Here is a 15,872-nt window from a genome sequence, read left to right on the forward strand (position 1 = left end):
GTGCTTGCTGCACGGGTGACGGTACGGCTGTGAGCTGTGTCCCGTTCACGGGATGCCCACTTCGAGAGCCTTACAGTTCTGAGTAGAGTGTCAGAACCTGGACATCCTTCGAGGAAAGTGTCTAGCTTCGGTGAACTCGACGGTGAGTACGCATCACGTACGGGCCGTGCTGCTCGGGGCCGAGCGGCGCGGGCTGGCCCCCGGGCCGCTCCTCGCCCGGGCCGGGCTCCCCTCCGCGCTCCTGGAGGAATCCCGGACCAGGATCCCCGCGGAGCAGTTCGGGCAGCTCGTCAGAACGCTCTGGGCCACCCTCGACGACGAGCTGATCGGCTTCGGCGGCGCGCCCAGCAAGGTCGGGACCTTCGCGATGATGGCCCATGTCGTGGTCCACGGCAGCCGGGATCTGCGCGAGGCGCTCCGGCGCGCCCAGACCTTCTACTCCCTCTTCCCGGCGGGCCCGCGCTTCCGGCTCGTCGAACCCGGAACCGCGTCAGGTGAGGCCGGCGGACTCGACGAGGCGCGGATGGAGTTCGACGTCTCCGGGTACGACGACCCCCTCCACTTCGGCGCCGAATCCACCGTCCTGGTGGCGCACCGCTTCGCCGGCTGGCTCGTCCGGCGCCGGATCGGCCTGCGGCGGGTCGAGTTCGTCCACCCCGAACCCCGGCACGCGCGCGAGTACGCCCTCCTCTTCGGCGCGCCCTGCGTCTTCGGCGCGCAGCGCACGGCGGCCGTCTTCGACCGGGCCGACCTCGGCGAACCCGTCCTGCGGGACGCGGCGGCGCTCAAGGTCTTCCTCCGCCGCGCCCCGGTCGACGTGCTGGTCTGCGCCGACCACGGCAGTACGGTGACCGGCCGGGTGCGGCATCTGATCGGCCGCGCGCTGCCCGCGGGGCCGGTGCCGACGCCCGAGGAACTGGCCGAGCGGCTCTCCGTCAGCCCGCAGACCCTGCGGCGCCAACTGGCCGCCGAGGGGACGACGTACCAGCGGGTCCGCGACCAGGTGCGGCGCGACCACGCCATCGCCGAGCTGACCGGCGGCCGGGTGTCGATCGAGCGGCTCTCCCGGCAGCTCGGCTTCTCCGAACCCAGCGCCTTCCACCGGGCGTTCAGACGCTGGACCGGCGAGACGCCCCGGTCCTATCAGACGCGCGGTCAACAACCCTGAGCGGTACGGTCACAGCCGCCGCCCACAGCCCGGCCTACCGTCCCGCCATGACCGAAATCGACGGGTCCGGCGCCGTACGGCCGCCGGACCGCACCCGACACCGATGAACCCGCGCCGGGCGGCCGGCGCCGTCCTCGGAACCGGTGTCCTGCTCTGCCTGCTCGCCGGGGTCGCCGTCACGGCCCTCGGCGTCCGGGTCGACGGCACCAGCATGACCCCCACCCTCCACCAGGGCGACCGGATCCTCGTCGCTCCCGGCTCGGCGGGCCGGGCGGACCGGTTCGACGTCGTGCTGCTGCGGGCCACCGGGAAGGACACCCTCCTGGTCAAGCGGGTGATCGCGCTGCCCGGTGACCGGGTCGCGATCGCCTCCACCCCGGACGAGCCCTTCCAGGTGCTGCTCCAGGAGGGCGGCCGGGGGCCCGTACGACGGGTGGTGGCGCCCCAGTGGGCGGCGCAGGCCCACCGTACGGGTGCCTGCTGCGGGCCCGACGGCACCCGGTCTGCGCGGCCCGAGCTGCGGACCGTGCCGGAGGGGGCGTTCTTCTACCTGGGCGACAACCCCGACCTGTCGGACGACTCGCGGGCGTACGGCTGGGGCGCGCTCGACCGGGTCGAGGGCAGGGTCGGCGTGCGGGCCTTCCCCGTCTCCGCGTCGCCGGACATCGGCAACCGGCCCGTTCTGGAGGAGTACCGGGGGCCGGGGCCCTGACGCCTACTCGGGGATCCGCTCCCGGCCGGTGCTCAGGGCGACCCGGACCACGGTGTCCGCGATGCGGCGGGCCGACTCCTCCGGCGAGGGGCCGGCCTGGACGATGTGGCTGGCGGTCAGCCGGACCGCCGCGTCCACGGCCAGTTCGCGCGCCACCGGATCGATGGTGGGCCAGGCCTCCGTGACGTACGCGTCGGCCATCGCCGTCGCCGTGTCGAAGGCCGCGGCGGACCGGGTCGTGAGGTACGAGAGGAGTCCGTCCTCGCCGGTGCTGGTCAGCATGGCCTTGATCAGCGGGTTCCGGCCGGCCAGCGTGAGCGTGAAGCCGACGGCGGCCTCGACGGCCGCGCGCAGGTCGTCCCGGTGCGCGTCCAGGCCCTGCTGGATGCCCACGAGGCAGCGCTCCAGCTCGCGTTGGAACAGCGCCTCGCCGACCGCCTCCTTGGAGGGGAACTCCGAGTACAGGGTCTGCCGGCTGACGCCGACCGCGCCGGCCAGATGCGCCATGCGCAGCTTGTCGAAGCCGCGGTCGGCGACCGCCTCGTACGCGGCGTCGAGCAGCCGCTCGCGCAGCAGTGTCCGGACCGTCTCCCTGAACCGTGGCATCGGCCAAGCCTAGTCCAGGGGGAAAATACCGCAGGATTGTCAGAAGTGTTGACACTTCTGGATTGAGTGTCCAATTCTCGAACAGGGAGCCGCTAAGTGTCATTCGACCCCGGCGGCACGACGGTTGGAGATCACATGCAGCACGAGACCAGAGGCGTCACCCGCTGGCGCAGATCGGCGTTCCTCGCCGTGCCGGCGACGGCCGCCATCGCCGCCATGGCCACGGCCATGGTCCAGGGCGCGCTCGCCGCGAACCTCTCGCTCACCAGCGTCCCCTTCACCCTCAGCTCCAAGACGGTCGCCGCTCCGCAGGGCATCGGCGCGGTCATGCACACCATCGACGCCGGCGGGGCCAAGGGCGCCGCCGAGGTCGGCATCGCCAAGGCGGGTCTCGACGGCATCTGCGTCCACGCCGTCCAGTCGGTCAACCTCCCGGTGATCGGCAGCCTCGGCACCTGGTCCCTCAACATCTCCTCGCCCGCCGCCGCGACCCCGCTCACCAGCGACCAGCTCGTCGCCGGTGCCGGGCTCCAGGCGAACAAGCTCGTGCTCGACGCGCAGGCGCTCAAGGCGGCCACGGCCACCCTCAACGCCAGCGACACCACCCCGAACGTCATCGGCGCGGCCGCCGACGGGTCCGGGATCAAGAGCACCGGCATCAACGACGGCACGGCCGGCCAGTTCGGCCTCGACGCCACCGGCGGCCGGACCGACATCAAGAACCTCAACGCCGACGCCAACGGCGCCACGATCGCCGGCGCGATCACCCTGCCGGACCTCGCGATCGGGATCGCCCACGGCGACAAGACCTGCGGCGCCTGACCGTACGCGCCATCCGGGGCTCCGCGCGCTGCGTACGGCGCGGGGCCCTGGCCCCCGGGGCTCCGCGTGCTGCGTACGGCGCGGGGCTCCGGCCCTCCCACCCCGACCCACCGCTGCGAGGCGTCCATGACCACCGATTCGCCGCCCGAGCCGACCCGAGGGCCCACCCCGGACCGGCTCCACCGCGCGCCTACCGCCTTCCGCCGCTGGCGCCGCACCCGCCCGTTCTGGGCGGCCGTCTGGACCGGACTCGGCGGCTTCGTCATCTTCTTCCTGCCGATGGCACCCCTCGGCAAGATCCTCCAGGTCGGAGTCGGAGGCATCGCGGGCATGGCCGGCGGCGTCCTCCTCATGGCGATGGCACTGCTCATCCTGCTCCTGCCCGGACAGCGCCACACCGCCGGAGTCATCGCGGTGATCGCCGGAGTCGCCTCTTTCCCGCTCTCCAACCTCGGCGGCCTGTTCATGGGCATGTTCCTCTCGGTCCTCGGGGGCTCCATGGCCTTCGCCTGGCTGCCCGAGAAGCCCGTCAAGCGCCGCCGTCCGGGCCGTATCACCCCGTCCGCCGAACCGCCCGTGCCCCTGGGGAGCGGATCCGCATGAACGACCTCCTCTCCGGTGCCCGCCGCGCCGCCGCCGACTGGAACGCCCGGATGCTCGCCCAGGCCGCCGACGGCACCCGCCGCGGCACCCGCTGGGGGCGCGGCGCGTTCGCCTTCGTCCCCTCGGCCCTCGCCATCGGCGTCCTCGGCACCGCCCTCGCGCAGGGCGCGCTCGCCGCCAACTTCAGCGTCACCGGACAGCCCTTCACCCTGACCTCCAACGGCGTGCAGGGCAGCGGCTTCGGCGCCATCGTCAACACCCCCGCCGTCGGGCGCCCCGACGGCACCACGACCACCAACACCGCGATGGCCCGCGTCGGCTTCGCCAGTGCGGGGCTCGCCGGACTGTGCGGCATCGTCCACCAGACGATCGCGGGCGTCCCGTACTCGCTGCTCCTGACGGGCGGCCAGAAGGTCACGGCGACCCCGCCCGCGACCTTCACCACCGACATCGACGCCTCGAACCTCTACATCCAGGCCACCGAACTACAGGCGTACGGGCCCACCACCCTCCAGAACGCGGTGCTCGGCCAGTCCGCCGACCAGGTCACCGTCGCCGGCAAGCCGCTCACCGGCGCGCTGCCCGGCGGCTTCGGGCTCGGTTCGGCCGGTGGCGAGGGAGGCAGCTCCATCGCGCTGCACGGACTGAACGCCACGGCGTACGACGCCGAGATGGCGGGCGCGCTCGTGCTGCCCGACCTGAGGATCAGGGTCGTCGCGGGAACGGCGGCGACATGCTGAGCCGGGCGAGGAACGCGTACGGCTGGTTCAGGTCGAGCCGCCTGAAGACCGCGTACGGCTGGTTCCGGGCGAGCCGAGTCAGGGCCGCGTACGTCTGGTTCCGGGCGTTCCGCCGGACCCGGCCGTTCTGGGGCGGAGTGTGGCTCGTCGCCGGTGGCTGGACCGTCCTCAAGTTCTCACTCAGCTCCCTGCAGTTGATCGTGAGCACCGGCTTCGGGGGAGTGGCGGGCTATCTCGTCGGCGGCGGGATGATCCTGTGCGGGCTCATCCCGCTCGCGCTGCCCGCCCAGCGGTACACCTTCGGGCTGATCGGCGCCGTCCTCGCCGTCGTCTCGCTCGTCGTCTCCAACCTGGGCGGCTTCCTGCTCGGCATGGCGCTCGGTGTGCTCGGCGGCTCCATGACGGTCGGCTGGGGCGTCAAACGCCCCCGCCGCAGGGCGGTGGAAGGATGACGGCGCGGCGCAGGGTGTGCGCGGTGGCGGCCGCCCTGCTCCTCTCGGTCGGCACGGCCGTCTGGTCCGGCGGGCCGAGCAGCGCCTCGGACGAGGCCGCCGCCGTCGAGCCCCTGGGCGTGCCCTTCCTGCCGTCGCCCGACCCGCTGCACGTCACCATCGACAGCATGGTCGCGGTCTCCATGACGGTCGACAAGAACGTCACCATCCGGCTCTCCGACGGCTCGACGCGCACGACCACCCGGTACACCTTCACCAAGCTCAAGATCCGCTCGCACATGAACGTGGTCCAGCGGGCGGCCGGACACACCGTCACCATCGACGTGCCGGGGGAGGGTTCGCTCGGCGGCTACGACAGTGCGGGCAAGGCGGAGACGACGACGATGTGGGGGAACATCACGAACGTCTGCGTCCGCGTCCTCGTCAAGATCTGCGGCGTGCAGGGTCTGCTGGACTTCTTCGGCTCCCTCATCCCGCTCACCGCCGGAGCCGAGGACTTCACCGGCGACATCTACGCCATCCGGACCGTCGACGACCACGCGGCCCTCGACTCCACCGACAACCCCGTCCACCTGCCCGGAACCATCACGGTGACCACGCCATGAGGGCACGTCATGCCGCAGCGGAAGGCAGGACCCACTGGCGGCGGTCCCTCGCCGTAGCCGCACCCGCGCTCCTCGCCGCCGGCGGCCTCGGCTCCGCCATGGCGACCGGGGCGCTCGCCGTCGACCTCCGCATCCAGGACCAGCCCGTCGACTTCACCACCAGCAGCCTGTACGGGACGCAGTACGGCGCCGCCGTCGTCGACCAGAGCGTCGTACGGCCCGACGGCACCACCGGAACCGAACGCGTGCTGCGCATGGGCTTCGCGGACGGCGTCATCAACGGCCTCTGCCTGAGCCGGCGGCAGCAGTTCGCGGGAGCCACGTACACCCTGCTGCTCACCCTCGGCGACGACGACCCCGGCTCCTGGGAGATCAGGACGCAGAACACCGTCCTCGACCTGCGCAACGCCACCGGGGTCCTCGACATGGACGGCATCGTCGACCTCAACACGAACGGCGCCGACGTGAAGACGGTGAAGGACGCCACCGGCGCGTACGTCGTGAACCCGCTCGACAGCCCGCAGCACCGCTTCGGCATCCAGGCGCGCTACGCCAAGTTCGACCGGATCACCGGCACCGCCCAGGACTTCCAGATCCCGGGCCTCCTGACGACTCCGAAGCTTTCGCTCTCCGTACGACCCGGCACGGTCGCCTGCCCCGCCCCGGCGGCCCCCACGGGGACACCAGGGACGCCCTGACCCGTCACCAGGCCGGGGTTCCCGCCCGGGCCGTCGTGGATAGGATCACCTGTCCCTTCCCCCCACTGACGCATCAGGAGTCCCATCTTGAACCGCCTCCAGGGTTCCCCCCTCTCCCGCCGCGGCCTCATACGCACCGGTGTCGGCGCCTCGCTCGCCGCACTCGGGCTCGGCGCCGGCGCGCAGACCGCTTCGGCCGATGTGGCCGCGACCAAGAGGTTCGACCTCACGCAGCCTTCGTACGACCTGTTCCGGTCCAAGGACACGCACGGTCCGCGGGTCCAGCAGAGCTTCGCCTTCGACTGGGTCAACAAGTACCTCTTCGTCGCGACGAAGCGGGACGGCAGCCCCGAATCCGCGGGCGACCTGTGCATCAACAAGATGGACTTCGACGGGAACTTCATCTCGTACATGCACCTCGACGGGTTCGGGCACGGCGTCGCCTTCGCCGCGCTGCCGAACGGTTCCGACACCGAGCTGTGGATCGAGTGCGCCACGAACACCAGCGGGTACGGCACCGCGCTCGCCCCCATCACCTACACGGCCAACACCACACTGGGCTCGCCGGCCGCATCCGCCGCCTACCAGCCGATCGCCGGGGCCCTCGAGTACACCTGCTCCGTCGACCCGGTCTACCAGCGCATGATCGTGCGCTACCACACCAGCGCCGGCAAGCGGATCGCCGTGTACCCGCTCTCCGCCTTCCAGACGCGCAGCTTCGGCACGCCGCTGGTCGACTTCAAGCAGCCGACGATCTCCGGCACGGCCCAGGGCTACACCCTCTACGGCTCGTACATGTACTTCCTGACGGGCGACCCGTACCCCGGCGACGGCACCCCCACCGGCGACGGCAACACGTACGTCACCAGCATCGACATCAACACGGGACTCGTGGAGCAGGGCCCCGTCCTCACCAAGGCGGGCTCCACCCTCCAGTACCGCGAGCCCGAGGGCCTGGCCATCTACCGCACGGACGCCGGCGAGTCCCGCCTCTTCATCGGCTTCGCCACCGGCGAGGAGGGCGACCGGCGCTCCAGCATCTTCTACAAGAACGCGCTGATCTGAGCCGAGCCACAGCCATCCGCCCTGCCGGCCGCGGCCACACGACGCGGCCGGCAGGGCGGACGTGCGGTCCGGAGGAACGACCGCGCGGCCTGCGCTGAGCCGATGGCCGCCAGTCCGGTCCCGCGTCACCACGAACGCGCCCGGGGCCCGGTGCTTCAGCCGCGCTGGAAGAACTCCACCTCTGCCAGGGCCAGATGCCGCTTCCCGGTCAGTCCGGCGGGCGAGCCGAGCGTCAGCCGGATCGCGGTGGCGTCGCTGATGCCGGTCGGGAACGTCTGCGGTCCGGCCTTGTCGCTGAGGCCGAGCGTCCTGCGGACGACCGTGCCGTCCTCCGTCGTCACCTCCATCTCGATCCGCAGCGCCCGCCCTTGCAGCGCGTACGCCTCCGGGTCCGACGAGGCGCCGTTGGTCACGATCACGTCGACCAGCCGGAACGGCTTGGCGAAGCCGTACGTGACCGAGGCGGCGGAACCGGGCGCGCCCCAGTAGCGGTTGCTGAGCCCGTCCGTACTGGCGGCCGCCGGATGCCCCGGCACCTCGGCGCTCGCCCGTATCCCGGTCGCGGTCACCGGCTTGGCCTTGCCCAGCTTGTCCCGGGTGTCCTCGATCAGATGCCGCCCGGCCGGCAGCAGCAGGAACCCCGCCGCGCAGAGCGCCAGAACCACGAAAAGCACCGTCAGGAACCGTGCGAGCCGCCCCGAACCGCCCCGCGCGCGCCGCCGGAACGGCCAGACCGTCCGCCACCAGGGCAGCGACGCGGCGGTCGTCGCCGGCGTCAGCGGCGCCGCACACCGCCGGCAGAAGTTCCGCCCCGGCGCGTTCGGCGTCCCGCACGCCGGACACGGCGCCCCCGCCATGTCCTCCGCCACCGGCACCTGCCGCACGACCGGCCGCGCGGCGACTGCCTTCGCGGGCTGGACGGGCCCGGGGGAGCCCTCCGGCGCAGGCGCCGCCGAGGGCCGCCGCGGGGGCGGCGCGGCGGCGGGGGAGGGGCGGACGGGCCCGGGCGCGCGCGCGGGCCCGGGGGCGGGGGCGGTGGGCCGGGTCGGACCCGGGGGAGTCTCCCGCTCCGGGGGGTGCTGCGCTGACGTGACGGTGGGCGCCTCGTCGGACCGGTGTGCGGCGCGCGACGGCGAGTCCTCCGGTGATGCCTCCGGTACCGGCGGGACCGCCGGAACGGCCGGAAGCTCCGGCAGACCTGCGGTGGCACGCTCCCTGGCGCGCCGCAACCAGCCGCGCGCCGTGTCGGCGGCCTCGGACACCAGAGGGTCCTCCGGCGCCGCCGGGCGCGCGTCGGCGGCCGGCCGTCCGGCGCGCGCTTCTTCGTGCGCCGGAGCTGCGGCCGGAGTTGCGCCCGGAGTTGCGGCTGGAGCTGCGCCTGGGGCTGCGCTCGGAGTTGCGGCCGGAGTTGCGCTCGGAGTCGCGGCTGGGGCTGTGCCTGGAGTCGCGGCCGGAGCCGAGGCCGGAGCTGCGCCTGGGGCTGCGCTCGGAGTTGCGGCCGGAGTTGCGCTCGGAGTCGCGGCTGGAGCTGCGCCCGGAGCTGCGCCCGGAGTCGCGGCTGGGGCTGTGCCTGGAGTCGCGGCCGGAGCCGAGGCCGCGGCTGCGCCTGGGGCTGCGCTCGGAGCCGCGGCTGGGGATGCCCCTGGAGCCGAGGCCGGAGCTGCGCCCGCCCGTGCGCCGCCCCACGAGTGCGGATCCTCCGCGCCGGACGCGCGCGCGGGCTCGTTCCGTACGGGCTCGGCCGCGTCGGGCGGCGCCAGGGGGCCGGTGCGCTCCGGCGCACCCGCGGACGCCTCTGCCGCTGGTACCTCCACCGCGCCGCCGGGCCGGAGCCCCGGGGCTCCCGGCGGGCCGGTGGGGGGCCGTTCCGCCGTCCTCGGCTCGGCGGCGGCGGTCGGAGCGGGCCGGTCGGCGGTCTGCGAGGGATCGGTCGGCGGGCGGGTCGACGCCGAGGGTCCGCCGGACCCGTGCGGAGCCCCGTCGCCCACCGGGAACACGGCTGCCTCAGAACCACCGGACGTCGTCCTGGGCTCCGGCATCCCGGCCGCCTGCCCAGCGGCCTCGGGATCCGCGCCCGAACGCTGACGGGCCGTCGTCTGCCGCGCTGCCTCGGTGCCCCCGGCGCCCGGCGCCGTGGCCGCGGGCTCCGTTGCCCCGCGTACCGAAGCCCCCGGCGCGCCGTCGGTACCCGCGGCGCCCGAGCCGGCAGCCCGGGGCGCCCCATCCCTCTGCCGCGCTGCCTCGGAGTCCCCGGACTCCGGGCGCTCCGGCGCACCGCTCGGCGGCGCTGCCGCCGCCCCCTCGGGGGTGTCCACCCACCCGTCGTCCCCGGCGCCGTCCCCGGCGCCGTCCTCGGCGGTGCCGGCGTCCGTCCGCGCGCGCCGGCGCGCGCGGCTCTCGTCCGACCAGGCCAGGTACGCGCCGCAGTTGTGGCAGAAGTCGTCCGTCGGGGCGTTGGAGGCCCCGCACACGGGACATTCACGCATGGCGATCACTCTCCTCGACGTCGGCGGGAGGGCCCGGCAGGACCTCCACGCGGCAGACCGTGTGGACCGGGCACAGGGTGCGGACCAGGGCGTGGACGCGGTCGGGGTCGACCTCGGCGGTGCGGCCGGGCCATACCCGTACGAGCACCGATTCCGCGGCGGGCGGCGGTGTCGCCCCGCCCGGCGTGGCGGACCAGACCGCGCCGCCGTCGCCGCTGACGTCCGCCGAGACGCCGAGGACCAGGCGCAGCGCCTCGACCAGGCCGCGGCGGGTGCCGCGCAGGCGGTGCAGCTCGACCGCGCGGGCCACCGCCTCGCGGCGGAGTTCCAGTGGCCGGCGCGGGTCGTCCGCGCCGCCCACCCAAGCGGCCAGCCAGGACAGGAAGTCGGGCGGGGCGAGCCGGGGGTCGAAGTAGCCCGCCAGGTTGTCGAGCGTCGCGAACACCGGTGCCAGGACCGTGTCGAGTCCCGCCGTGAGCCGCTGGGCGAAGTCGTCCTCGGCGTACAGCGCGGGCAGTTGTTCGCCGATCGGGTACCTGCTGGGCAGCCCGGGGACGGCGGCCCGGCTCATGCCCGTACCTCCGGGTCCTCGGTGGTGACGACGACCTGGTGCTGGTACGAGAAGACCAGCGCGCCCGGACCCAGGTCGATCCGGTCGACCGGGGCGCCGCGCCGCCCGGTGACCGGGTCGGCGGCGAACATCCGGATGTCCTCCACCAGGACGTCCCCGACGCTCCGCTGGAGCACGCCGAACAGCTCCCCGTACTGCACCGGCCGTCCGAACGGCCACCCCGTGCCCTCCGGTCCGCCGTGCAGCGGGTTGAGGTGGCGGAACAGCGCGGCGAGCGCCGCGTCCCGGACCCGGTCGGCCTCCGCGGCGGGCGCCGAGAGCCTGGCCACCACGGTGACGCCCTGGTAGACGGGCGGTTCCACGACCAGCCGGCTGCCGATGAGACGCCGCTCGTCCAGGGCGTGGGTGATCGCGGTGAGCACCTGCTCGGAGGGGATCAGCTGCTCGAAGCGGAGCCGGTCGCCCTCGTCGGCGACGGCGTCCGGCACCACGAGGACCCGCACCGCACCGTCGCCGCCGGCGGACGGCAGACAGCGCACCCGGCGCACCGACGGCGCCGCCTGGCGGGCGATGATCTCGTGGTCCTCCGCGGTCACCGCGCGCTCCTGCATGCGCAGTGCCTCCGGCGCCCGCAGCTTCGCGTTGTCGAGCGTCTCCCCGGCGACACCGCCCCGCGCCGCCTCCCGGTTGTCCACGCGGGCGACGTACGGCACGGAGCTGCGCAGCACGGAGATCGCGCCGCGCGCCACGTTGCCCGCCGGGCCGCCGCCGGTGCGGTAGCGGGCGACCCGGATCCGGGCGCCCTTGGGCGGCACGGCGCCGCGCGCGCCCAGCGTGCCGTCCGGCTCGCGCAGCACCGGCGGGAAGCCGAACTCCCCGGTGGTCGCGTCCACCCGGACGTGCCGGTCCGCGGGTCCGGAGCGCCCGAAGTGCTCCACGACCTCCCAGCGCTGCCATCCGTCCGCCGAGGACACCTCCACCACCGGCGGTTCGCCGTCGAGCAGCACCGGCGGCCGGCCGAGCCGGAACCGCTGCCCGGCCACGCCCTCGGAGGTGCCGAGCGGCACGTCCGTCACCGTCTCGGCATGCTCGACGGTCATCGTGCCGCCGATGGTGAAGACCTCGGCCTCGCGCACCGTGGGGGACTCCGAGTAGAAGGGCTGGCCCGGCTCCGCCTCGGTCACCCGGCAGCGCAGCCAGCCCGCACGGGTCCCGCCGATCAGCGACGCGCGGTGCCCGGCGGGCACATGGACGATCACCTCGCCGGGCCGGTTGAGACCGCCGGTGGTGTCGTCGCCGGTCTCGCAGCGCTGCCAGCGCCCGCCGTCCCACGCCTCCCACACCAGCGGAGGCTGGCGCGGGTCGACGCCGACGCCCTGCACCCGGCTGTCCAGGCGCACCACGACCACACAGCGCGGCACGGCGGTCGGCAGTCCGAACAGCAGCGCGTCGCCGGGCTCCGGCGTCGCCTGGAAGCACGGGATGTCCCGCCGCTCGGCGAGCTCCGCCGTCCGGTCCGTCTGCTCGCCCGCGCGGGGAGCGGTGAGCAGTCGGGTCAACTCGCTGGGAACGATGTGGAGTTCCTCGGTCGTCGCGAAGACCACGGCCTCCTCGGTGTCGCCGGCCGCCGTCGTCACCTCGGTGCCCACGGGCAGCGTCACCGTGTCGGGCTGCGGTGCCGACAGCCAGAAGTCGACCTCGGCGACGGCCGCCGACGGCGGGAACAGCTGGATGCCCAACAGGTCGAGGAAGGCGAGGTAGTTCTTGTCCGGGACCCGGTTCAGCCGGTACAGCAGCTGGTCCACCAGATAGGCGAAGGTCTCGATCAGCGTGACACCCGGATCGGAGACGTTGTGGTCGGTCCACTCCGGGGCGCGTTGCTGCACATAGCGCTTCGCCTCGTCGACGAGCTGCTGGAACCGTCGGTCGTCCAGGTTGGGGGAGGGCAGGGCCATCAGTCCGCGACCATTTCCTCGGCCCCCTCCTCGGAGGGGATCGTGTAGAAGGGGAAGACCAGGTTGCGCCGGTCGTTGGTGGTCCGCACGGTGTAGTGCACGTCGATGTAGAGGGTGCCGGCGTCCACGGAGTCGAAGGCCACGGCGACCTCGTCGACCGTGATCCGCGGCTCCCACCGCTCCAGCGCCTCGCGCACCTGCTGGGCGACCCGCCCGGCGGTGTCGCCGTCGCCCGGCGCGAAGACGTACTCGTGGATGCCGCAGCCGAACTCGGGCCGCATCGGGCGCTCTTCGGGGGCGGTGCCGAGGATGAGCCGGATCGCCTCCTCCAGCTCCCGCTCCCGCTCGACCATGGCGATCCCGCCGGTCGGTCCGACGCGCAGCGGAAACGCCCAGCCGCGGCCGATGAACCGCTCGCTCATCACGCGCCCCCGATCAGGACGTTCATGGCACCGGTGAGGATCATCGCGCCGCAGGTCGTCTGGTCCCGGGCGCGTGCGGCGGGCAGCCCGCCGATGAGGACCGGTCCTGAGGCGGCCGCGGCCGGGTTGGGCATGATCACGTTGCCCGGCCCGAGCGCGGCGTGCGGCGGGACCACGCAGACGTGCAGACTGCCGGTGACGGCGGCGGGCTGCCCGCCGATCAGCACCGTCGCCTCGCTTCTGGCGGCGGCCGGCGGCGGGGTGCCGACCCGGCCGCCGTGGTTGGTGGGATCGCCGAGACGGGCTGCGGCTGGCATCACGAACTCCTGGAAGTGGGTGCGGGGGGACACGAGGGGTACGGGGCGGGCGACGGGCATGGGAGGGGCCTCAGTTGATCCGGATGAGGCGGGCCTTCAGCACGGCGAGCAGACCGCCGTCGACGGTGACGTCCGCGGTACCGGCCACCTTCACCGTCCGGCCGTCGACGTTCACCCCGGCCGTGGCGCCGATGTCCACCTGACGTCCCGTCACCTTCACGGTGCCCTGCCCGGCGTCGAGCGTGATGCCCTGCCGGTCGAGGACGACGGAGCTCAGCGGACGGTTCCTCCCGGCGAACACGGTGACCTCGATCCGGTCCTTCCGGTCGTCCATGCGCACTTCGAGCCGTTCGTCCCCGGTCACGAGCCGCAGCCCCGAGGGGCCGGGCGCGGGCGCGTCGAGCAGCTCCACCCGGTGTCCCGAACGCGACACCACCGAGCGCCGGTTGACCTTGCCGCTGGTCTTGTCGATCAGCGGCACGTCGTGCGGCGAGGGCTGGTCCACCCCGTTGTAGAGCCCGCCGATCACGTACGGGCTGTCCAGCAGGCCCTGTTCGAAGCCGACCAGCACCTCGTCGTTCACCTCGGGGCTCACCACCCCGCCACCGCCCTTGCCGCCCCACTGGACCGTACGCACCCAGTCGGTGACGTACGTGTCGTCCAGCCAGGGGAACTTGAGCCGTACCGCGCCGCGCTGCGAGCCGTTCGGCTCGCGCACGTCCGTCACGACCCCGATCGCCAGACCGGGCATGCGAGGCCCCCGGCCCGGCGCGTTGGCGCCGGTGACCAGACCGGTCAGGGAGCGGTCCGGGCTGGCGCTGACCCACACCGTGGTGCGGTAGCCGCCGTGCGGCTCCAGGACGTGCTGCACGGCCGTCGCCGTGTACCGGCCGGAGAACGCCGGCCCCACGTTGCCGAGTGCCACCGGCCTGCCCGCCCGCAGCATCGGATTGCCCTCGGCCACCGCCTCCAGCTCACCGAAACCGGCACTGATCTGCGCGGCGGTCGCGTCGGCCACCGCAGCCGTCTCCGCCTGCGTACGGTACGGGGTGTCCGCGACGGTCACGACCGGCGCACCGAACCCGGCGGCGGCCTGCGGGCGCATCCCCGGCACCACCGTCTCGCTCACCACGGCCGGCTTCTCGGCCATGAGCGGACGCTTGGTCGTGGTGTCCCAGCCGCGCACCCGCACCTTCGCGGCACCGTCGGCCGCCGACAGCGAGGCCCGCAGCGCCAGCAGGTTCCGCCCGTACTCCAGCACCATCGGACTGCGGGTGGCCGAGGTCGACGGCGCCGGGGCGCCCGAGGCCTTCACCGGCTTCGTGAACTGCAGCAGGCCCTTGTCGTCCACCCGCACCTGCGCGCCGCTCTCGCCCGCCAGGTACTGCAGGAACTCCCAGTCGGAGACGTTCGCCTGGGACAGCTGCCTGTACGTCACCGGTGCGGCCTCCACCTTCCCGACCGCGAGGCCCGCACCCGTCGCCACCTTGCGGACGATGGCGGACGCCGTCATGTTCCGGTACGCCACCACCTTCCGGCCGCGCTGCAGCCGGTGCGCCTTGGAATACGCCCGTACCACCGTGAAGGAGCCGGTGCGGTCACGGTCGATCTCCAGGGCGGTGACCTCGCCGTTGAACAGCCTCTCCCGCGCCTGGCCCCTGACCGTCACCACCGACACCTTCAGCGGCGTGCCGATGGTGATCCCGGTGGTCTTCAGGAACTCGTGGTCCGGGTCGCGGAAGGTCAACACCGCCGTGTCCGGCAGCCCCACGTTCTCGTCGACCACACAGCTCACCAGCTGCGCGGCCCAGACCGGCGGCAGTTCGCCGGGCGCCTCCACGATCGGATCGGCCGCGAACGACCGTCCCCCGGCGTCGGACGTGCTCATCGCTCCTCCTCGGCATCCGCGTCCCGAAGCCCCGGCACCACGAGTTCGGTGCCGGGGACGAGGGCCATCGGATCGTCGATCCCGTTCGCCTCCGCGATGGCCCGCCAGGCCGTCGCGTCCCCGTACTCGCGCCAGGCGAGCATCGCCAGACTGTCGCCCGCCACCACCGTGTGCGTGCTGCGCGCGGTGCGCGAGCCCGACGTCGGGTTCTGTCCCGGCGGATCGACGCTCGCCTCCTCGATGGACAGCGAACACGTCGCCCGCAGCGGCTTCCCGTCCACGTCGAAGAGCGTGTACGACACCGAGAGGTTCGACAGCACCCCGTCGAACGACGTCGTCCGCGCGTTGCCCCACTCGAACCTCACCCACGGACTCGCCGGCTTCTTGCGGCCGAGACTGGCCGGGGTCGGCACACAGGCCTTCATCAGCTTCTCCACCGCCTGCTCCACCGAGTTGTCGTGGGTGGCGGTGGCGTCGAGGAAGACCTCCAGGCTGAGCGTCCGCGGCCCGCTGCCCACGAACTCGGGCAGCGCCGACTGCCCGGCCATCCGGGACGGCGACCGCCGCCACTCGGTGGTCTTGCCGAGCTGCAGCGTCGAGGGGTTGAACTGCAGGTCGAGCCGCGCGATCGTCCCGCCGGGCCTGGCCCCGACGGAGGCCGGCGGCTCCTTGAGGGTGAGCTGCGCCCGTGCGCGGCCGGCGCGAGCCGATGGGGCCATGCCGGGACTCCTTTCCGGAGGGACGGGAACGGTACTGCTGCTA

At 73.6% G+C, this 15,872-nt stretch carries 17 protein-coding genes; 9 read left to right on the forward strand and 8 right to left on the reverse strand.

All coding sequences use genetic code 11. The features are described from left to right. Positions 1 to 142 precede the first annotated feature (142 nt). Both ABT041_RS08680 and lepB read left to right on the forward strand, forming a co-directional pair. Complete coding sequence (locus tag ABT041_RS08680) at positions 143 to 1,168, forward strand: AraC family transcriptional regulator (RefSeq protein ID WP_351181181.1); 1,026 nt, start codon at positions 143 to 145, stop codon at positions 1,166 to 1,168. A gap of 103 nt (positions 1,169 to 1,271) precedes the next feature. Further along, positions 1,272 to 1,880, forward strand: coding sequence for a signal peptidase I (gene lepB / locus ABT041_RS08685; RefSeq protein WP_351181184.1), 609 nt, complete (start codon positions 1,272 to 1,274; stop codon positions 1,878 to 1,880). 3 nt (positions 1,881 to 1,883) lie between these two features. On the opposite strand, the gene ABT041_RS08690 is transcribed toward lepB, so the two are convergent. Continuing rightward, on the reverse strand, positions 1,884 to 2,486 hold the full coding sequence (locus ABT041_RS08690; RefSeq protein WP_351181187.1) for a TetR/AcrR family transcriptional regulator: 603 nt from the start codon (positions 2,484 to 2,486) through the stop codon (positions 1,884 to 1,886). 135 nt (positions 2,487 to 2,621) lie between these two features. On the opposite strand from ABT041_RS08690, the gene ABT041_RS08695 reads away from it, so the two are divergent. From ABT041_RS08695 to ABT041_RS08725, 7 genes are all read left to right on the forward strand, one after another. Then, complete coding sequence (locus tag ABT041_RS08695) at positions 2,622 to 3,308, forward strand: DUF6230 family protein (protein ID WP_351181190.1); 687 nt, start codon at positions 2,622 to 2,624, stop codon at positions 3,306 to 3,308. A gap of 126 nt (positions 3,309 to 3,434) precedes the next feature. Then, positions 3,435 to 3,911 carry a DUF6114 domain-containing protein gene (locus tag ABT041_RS08700; RefSeq protein WP_351181193.1) on the forward strand — a complete coding sequence of 159 codons (477 nt, stop codon included), beginning with the start codon at positions 3,435 to 3,437 and terminating at the stop codon, positions 3,909 to 3,911. Beyond that, complete coding sequence (locus ABT041_RS08705) at positions 3,908 to 4,651, forward strand: DUF6230 family protein (protein WP_351181196.1); 744 nt, start codon at positions 3,908 to 3,910, stop codon at positions 4,649 to 4,651. Before ABT041_RS08700 ends, ABT041_RS08705 begins: the two co-directional genes overlap by 4 nt. Then, the gene (locus tag ABT041_RS08710; protein WP_351181199.1) at positions 4,645 to 5,103 is read left to right on the forward strand and encodes a DUF6114 domain-containing protein; all 459 of its coding nucleotides are present in this window, start codon (positions 4,645 to 4,647) and stop codon (positions 5,101 to 5,103) included. The genes ABT041_RS08705 and ABT041_RS08710 overlap by 7 nt, the downstream gene beginning before the upstream one ends. Beyond that, on the forward strand, positions 5,100 to 5,708 hold the full coding sequence (locus tag ABT041_RS08715; protein ID WP_351181202.1) for a hypothetical protein: 609 nt from the start codon (positions 5,100 to 5,102) through the stop codon (positions 5,706 to 5,708). Before ABT041_RS08710 ends, ABT041_RS08715 begins: the two co-directional genes overlap by 4 nt. Continuing rightward, positions 5,705 to 6,406: a DUF6230 family protein gene (locus ABT041_RS08720; RefSeq protein WP_351181205.1), complete on the forward strand. Its 702-nt coding sequence runs from the start codon at positions 5,705 to 5,707 to the stop codon at positions 6,404 to 6,406. Before ABT041_RS08715 ends, ABT041_RS08720 begins: the two co-directional genes overlap by 4 nt. A gap of 87 nt (positions 6,407 to 6,493) precedes the next feature. Then, complete coding sequence (locus tag ABT041_RS08725) at positions 6,494 to 7,471, forward strand: phage baseplate protein (protein WP_351181208.1); 978 nt, start codon at positions 6,494 to 6,496, stop codon at positions 7,469 to 7,471. A 155-nt stretch (positions 7,472 to 7,626) separates the two neighbouring features. Here the strand turns inward: ABT041_RS08725 and ABT041_RS08730 are convergent, their stop codons facing one another. From ABT041_RS08730 to ABT041_RS08760, 7 genes are all read right to left on the reverse strand, one after another. Next, positions 7,627 to 8,145 (reverse strand): NADase-type glycan-binding domain-containing protein, encoded by a 519-nt coding sequence (locus tag ABT041_RS08730; RefSeq protein WP_351181211.1) that lies wholly within the window; start codon positions 8,143 to 8,145, stop codon positions 7,627 to 7,629. A 1,804-nt stretch (positions 8,146 to 9,949) separates the two neighbouring features. Further along, complete coding sequence (locus ABT041_RS08735) at positions 9,950 to 10,528, reverse strand: phage tail protein (protein WP_351181214.1); 579 nt, start codon at positions 10,526 to 10,528, stop codon at positions 9,950 to 9,952. Beyond that, positions 10,525 to 12,483 carry a putative baseplate assembly protein gene (locus ABT041_RS08740; RefSeq protein ID WP_351181217.1) on the reverse strand — a complete coding sequence of 653 codons (1,959 nt, stop codon included), beginning with the start codon at positions 12,481 to 12,483 and terminating at the stop codon, positions 10,525 to 10,527. The genes ABT041_RS08735 and ABT041_RS08740 overlap by 4 nt, the downstream gene beginning before the upstream one ends. Beyond that, a complete protein-coding gene (locus ABT041_RS08745; protein WP_351181220.1) occupies positions 12,483 to 12,905 on the reverse strand; it encodes a GPW/gp25 family protein in 423 nt (140 codons plus the stop codon). The genes ABT041_RS08740 and ABT041_RS08745 overlap by 1 nt, the downstream gene beginning before the upstream one ends. Further along, entirely contained in the window at positions 12,905 to 13,222 is a 318-nt protein-coding gene (locus ABT041_RS08750; protein ID WP_351181223.1) for a PAAR domain-containing protein, read from the reverse strand. Before ABT041_RS08750 ends, ABT041_RS08745 begins: the two co-directional genes overlap by 1 nt. Before the next feature lie 70 nt (positions 13,223 to 13,292). Further along, positions 13,293 to 15,110 carry a VgrG-related protein gene (locus ABT041_RS08755; protein ID WP_351181226.1) on the reverse strand — a complete coding sequence of 606 codons (1,818 nt, stop codon included), beginning with the start codon at positions 15,108 to 15,110 and terminating at the stop codon, positions 13,293 to 13,295. Then, entirely contained in the window at positions 15,107 to 15,829 is a 723-nt protein-coding gene (locus ABT041_RS08760) for a CIS tube protein (protein WP_351181229.1), read from the reverse strand. Before ABT041_RS08760 ends, ABT041_RS08755 begins: the two co-directional genes overlap by 4 nt. Positions 15,830 to 15,872: the final 43 nt, after the last annotated feature.

Origin of the sequence: Streptomyces sp. NPDC002825, assembly GCF_040295385.1 — a bacterium.
GTDB lineage: Bacteria > Actinomycetota > Actinomycetes > Streptomycetales > Streptomycetaceae > Streptomyces.

Bases quoted from the DNA above. Each gene is read 5' to 3' on its own strand.
- lepB (WP_351181184.1), top strand. From the start codon at position 1,272: ATGAACCCGCGCCGGGCGGCCGGCGCCGTCCTCGGAACCGGTGTCCTG.
- ABT041_RS08690 (WP_351181187.1), bottom strand. From the start codon at position 2,486: ATGCCACGGTTCAGGGAGACGGTCCGGACACTGCTGCGCGAGCGGCTG.
- ABT041_RS08695 (WP_351181190.1), top strand. From the start codon at position 2,622: ATGCAGCACGAGACCAGAGGCGTCACCCGCTGGCGCAGATCGGCGTTC.
- ABT041_RS08700 (WP_351181193.1), top strand. From the start codon at position 3,435: ATGACCACCGATTCGCCGCCCGAGCCGACCCGAGGGCCCACCCCGGAC.
- ABT041_RS08705 (WP_351181196.1), top strand. From the start codon at position 3,908: ATGAACGACCTCCTCTCCGGTGCCCGCCGCGCCGCCGCCGACTGGAAC.
- ABT041_RS08710 (WP_351181199.1), top strand. From the start codon at position 4,645: ATGCTGAGCCGGGCGAGGAACGCGTACGGCTGGTTCAGGTCGAGCCGC.
- ABT041_RS08715 (WP_351181202.1), top strand. From the start codon at position 5,100: ATGACGGCGCGGCGCAGGGTGTGCGCGGTGGCGGCCGCCCTGCTCCTC.
- ABT041_RS08720 (WP_351181205.1), top strand. From the start codon at position 5,705: ATGAGGGCACGTCATGCCGCAGCGGAAGGCAGGACCCACTGGCGGCGG.
- ABT041_RS08735 (WP_351181214.1), bottom strand. From the start codon at position 10,528: ATGAGCCGGGCCGCCGTCCCCGGGCTGCCCAGCAGGTACCCGATCGGC.
- ABT041_RS08740 (WP_351181217.1), bottom strand. From the start codon at position 12,483: ATGGCCCTGCCCTCCCCCAACCTGGACGACCGACGGTTCCAGCAGCTC.
- ABT041_RS08745 (WP_351181220.1), bottom strand. From the start codon at position 12,905: ATGAGCGAGCGGTTCATCGGCCGCGGCTGGGCGTTTCCGCTGCGCGTC.
- ABT041_RS08750 (WP_351181223.1), bottom strand. From the start codon at position 13,222: ATGCCAGCCGCAGCCCGTCTCGGCGATCCCACCAACCACGGCGGCCGG.
- ABT041_RS08755 (WP_351181226.1), bottom strand. From the start codon at position 15,110: ATGAGCACGTCCGACGCCGGGGGACGGTCGTTCGCGGCCGATCCGATC.
- ABT041_RS08760 (WP_351181229.1), bottom strand. From the start codon at position 15,829: ATGGCCCCATCGGCTCGCGCCGGCCGCGCACGGGCGCAGCTCACCCTC.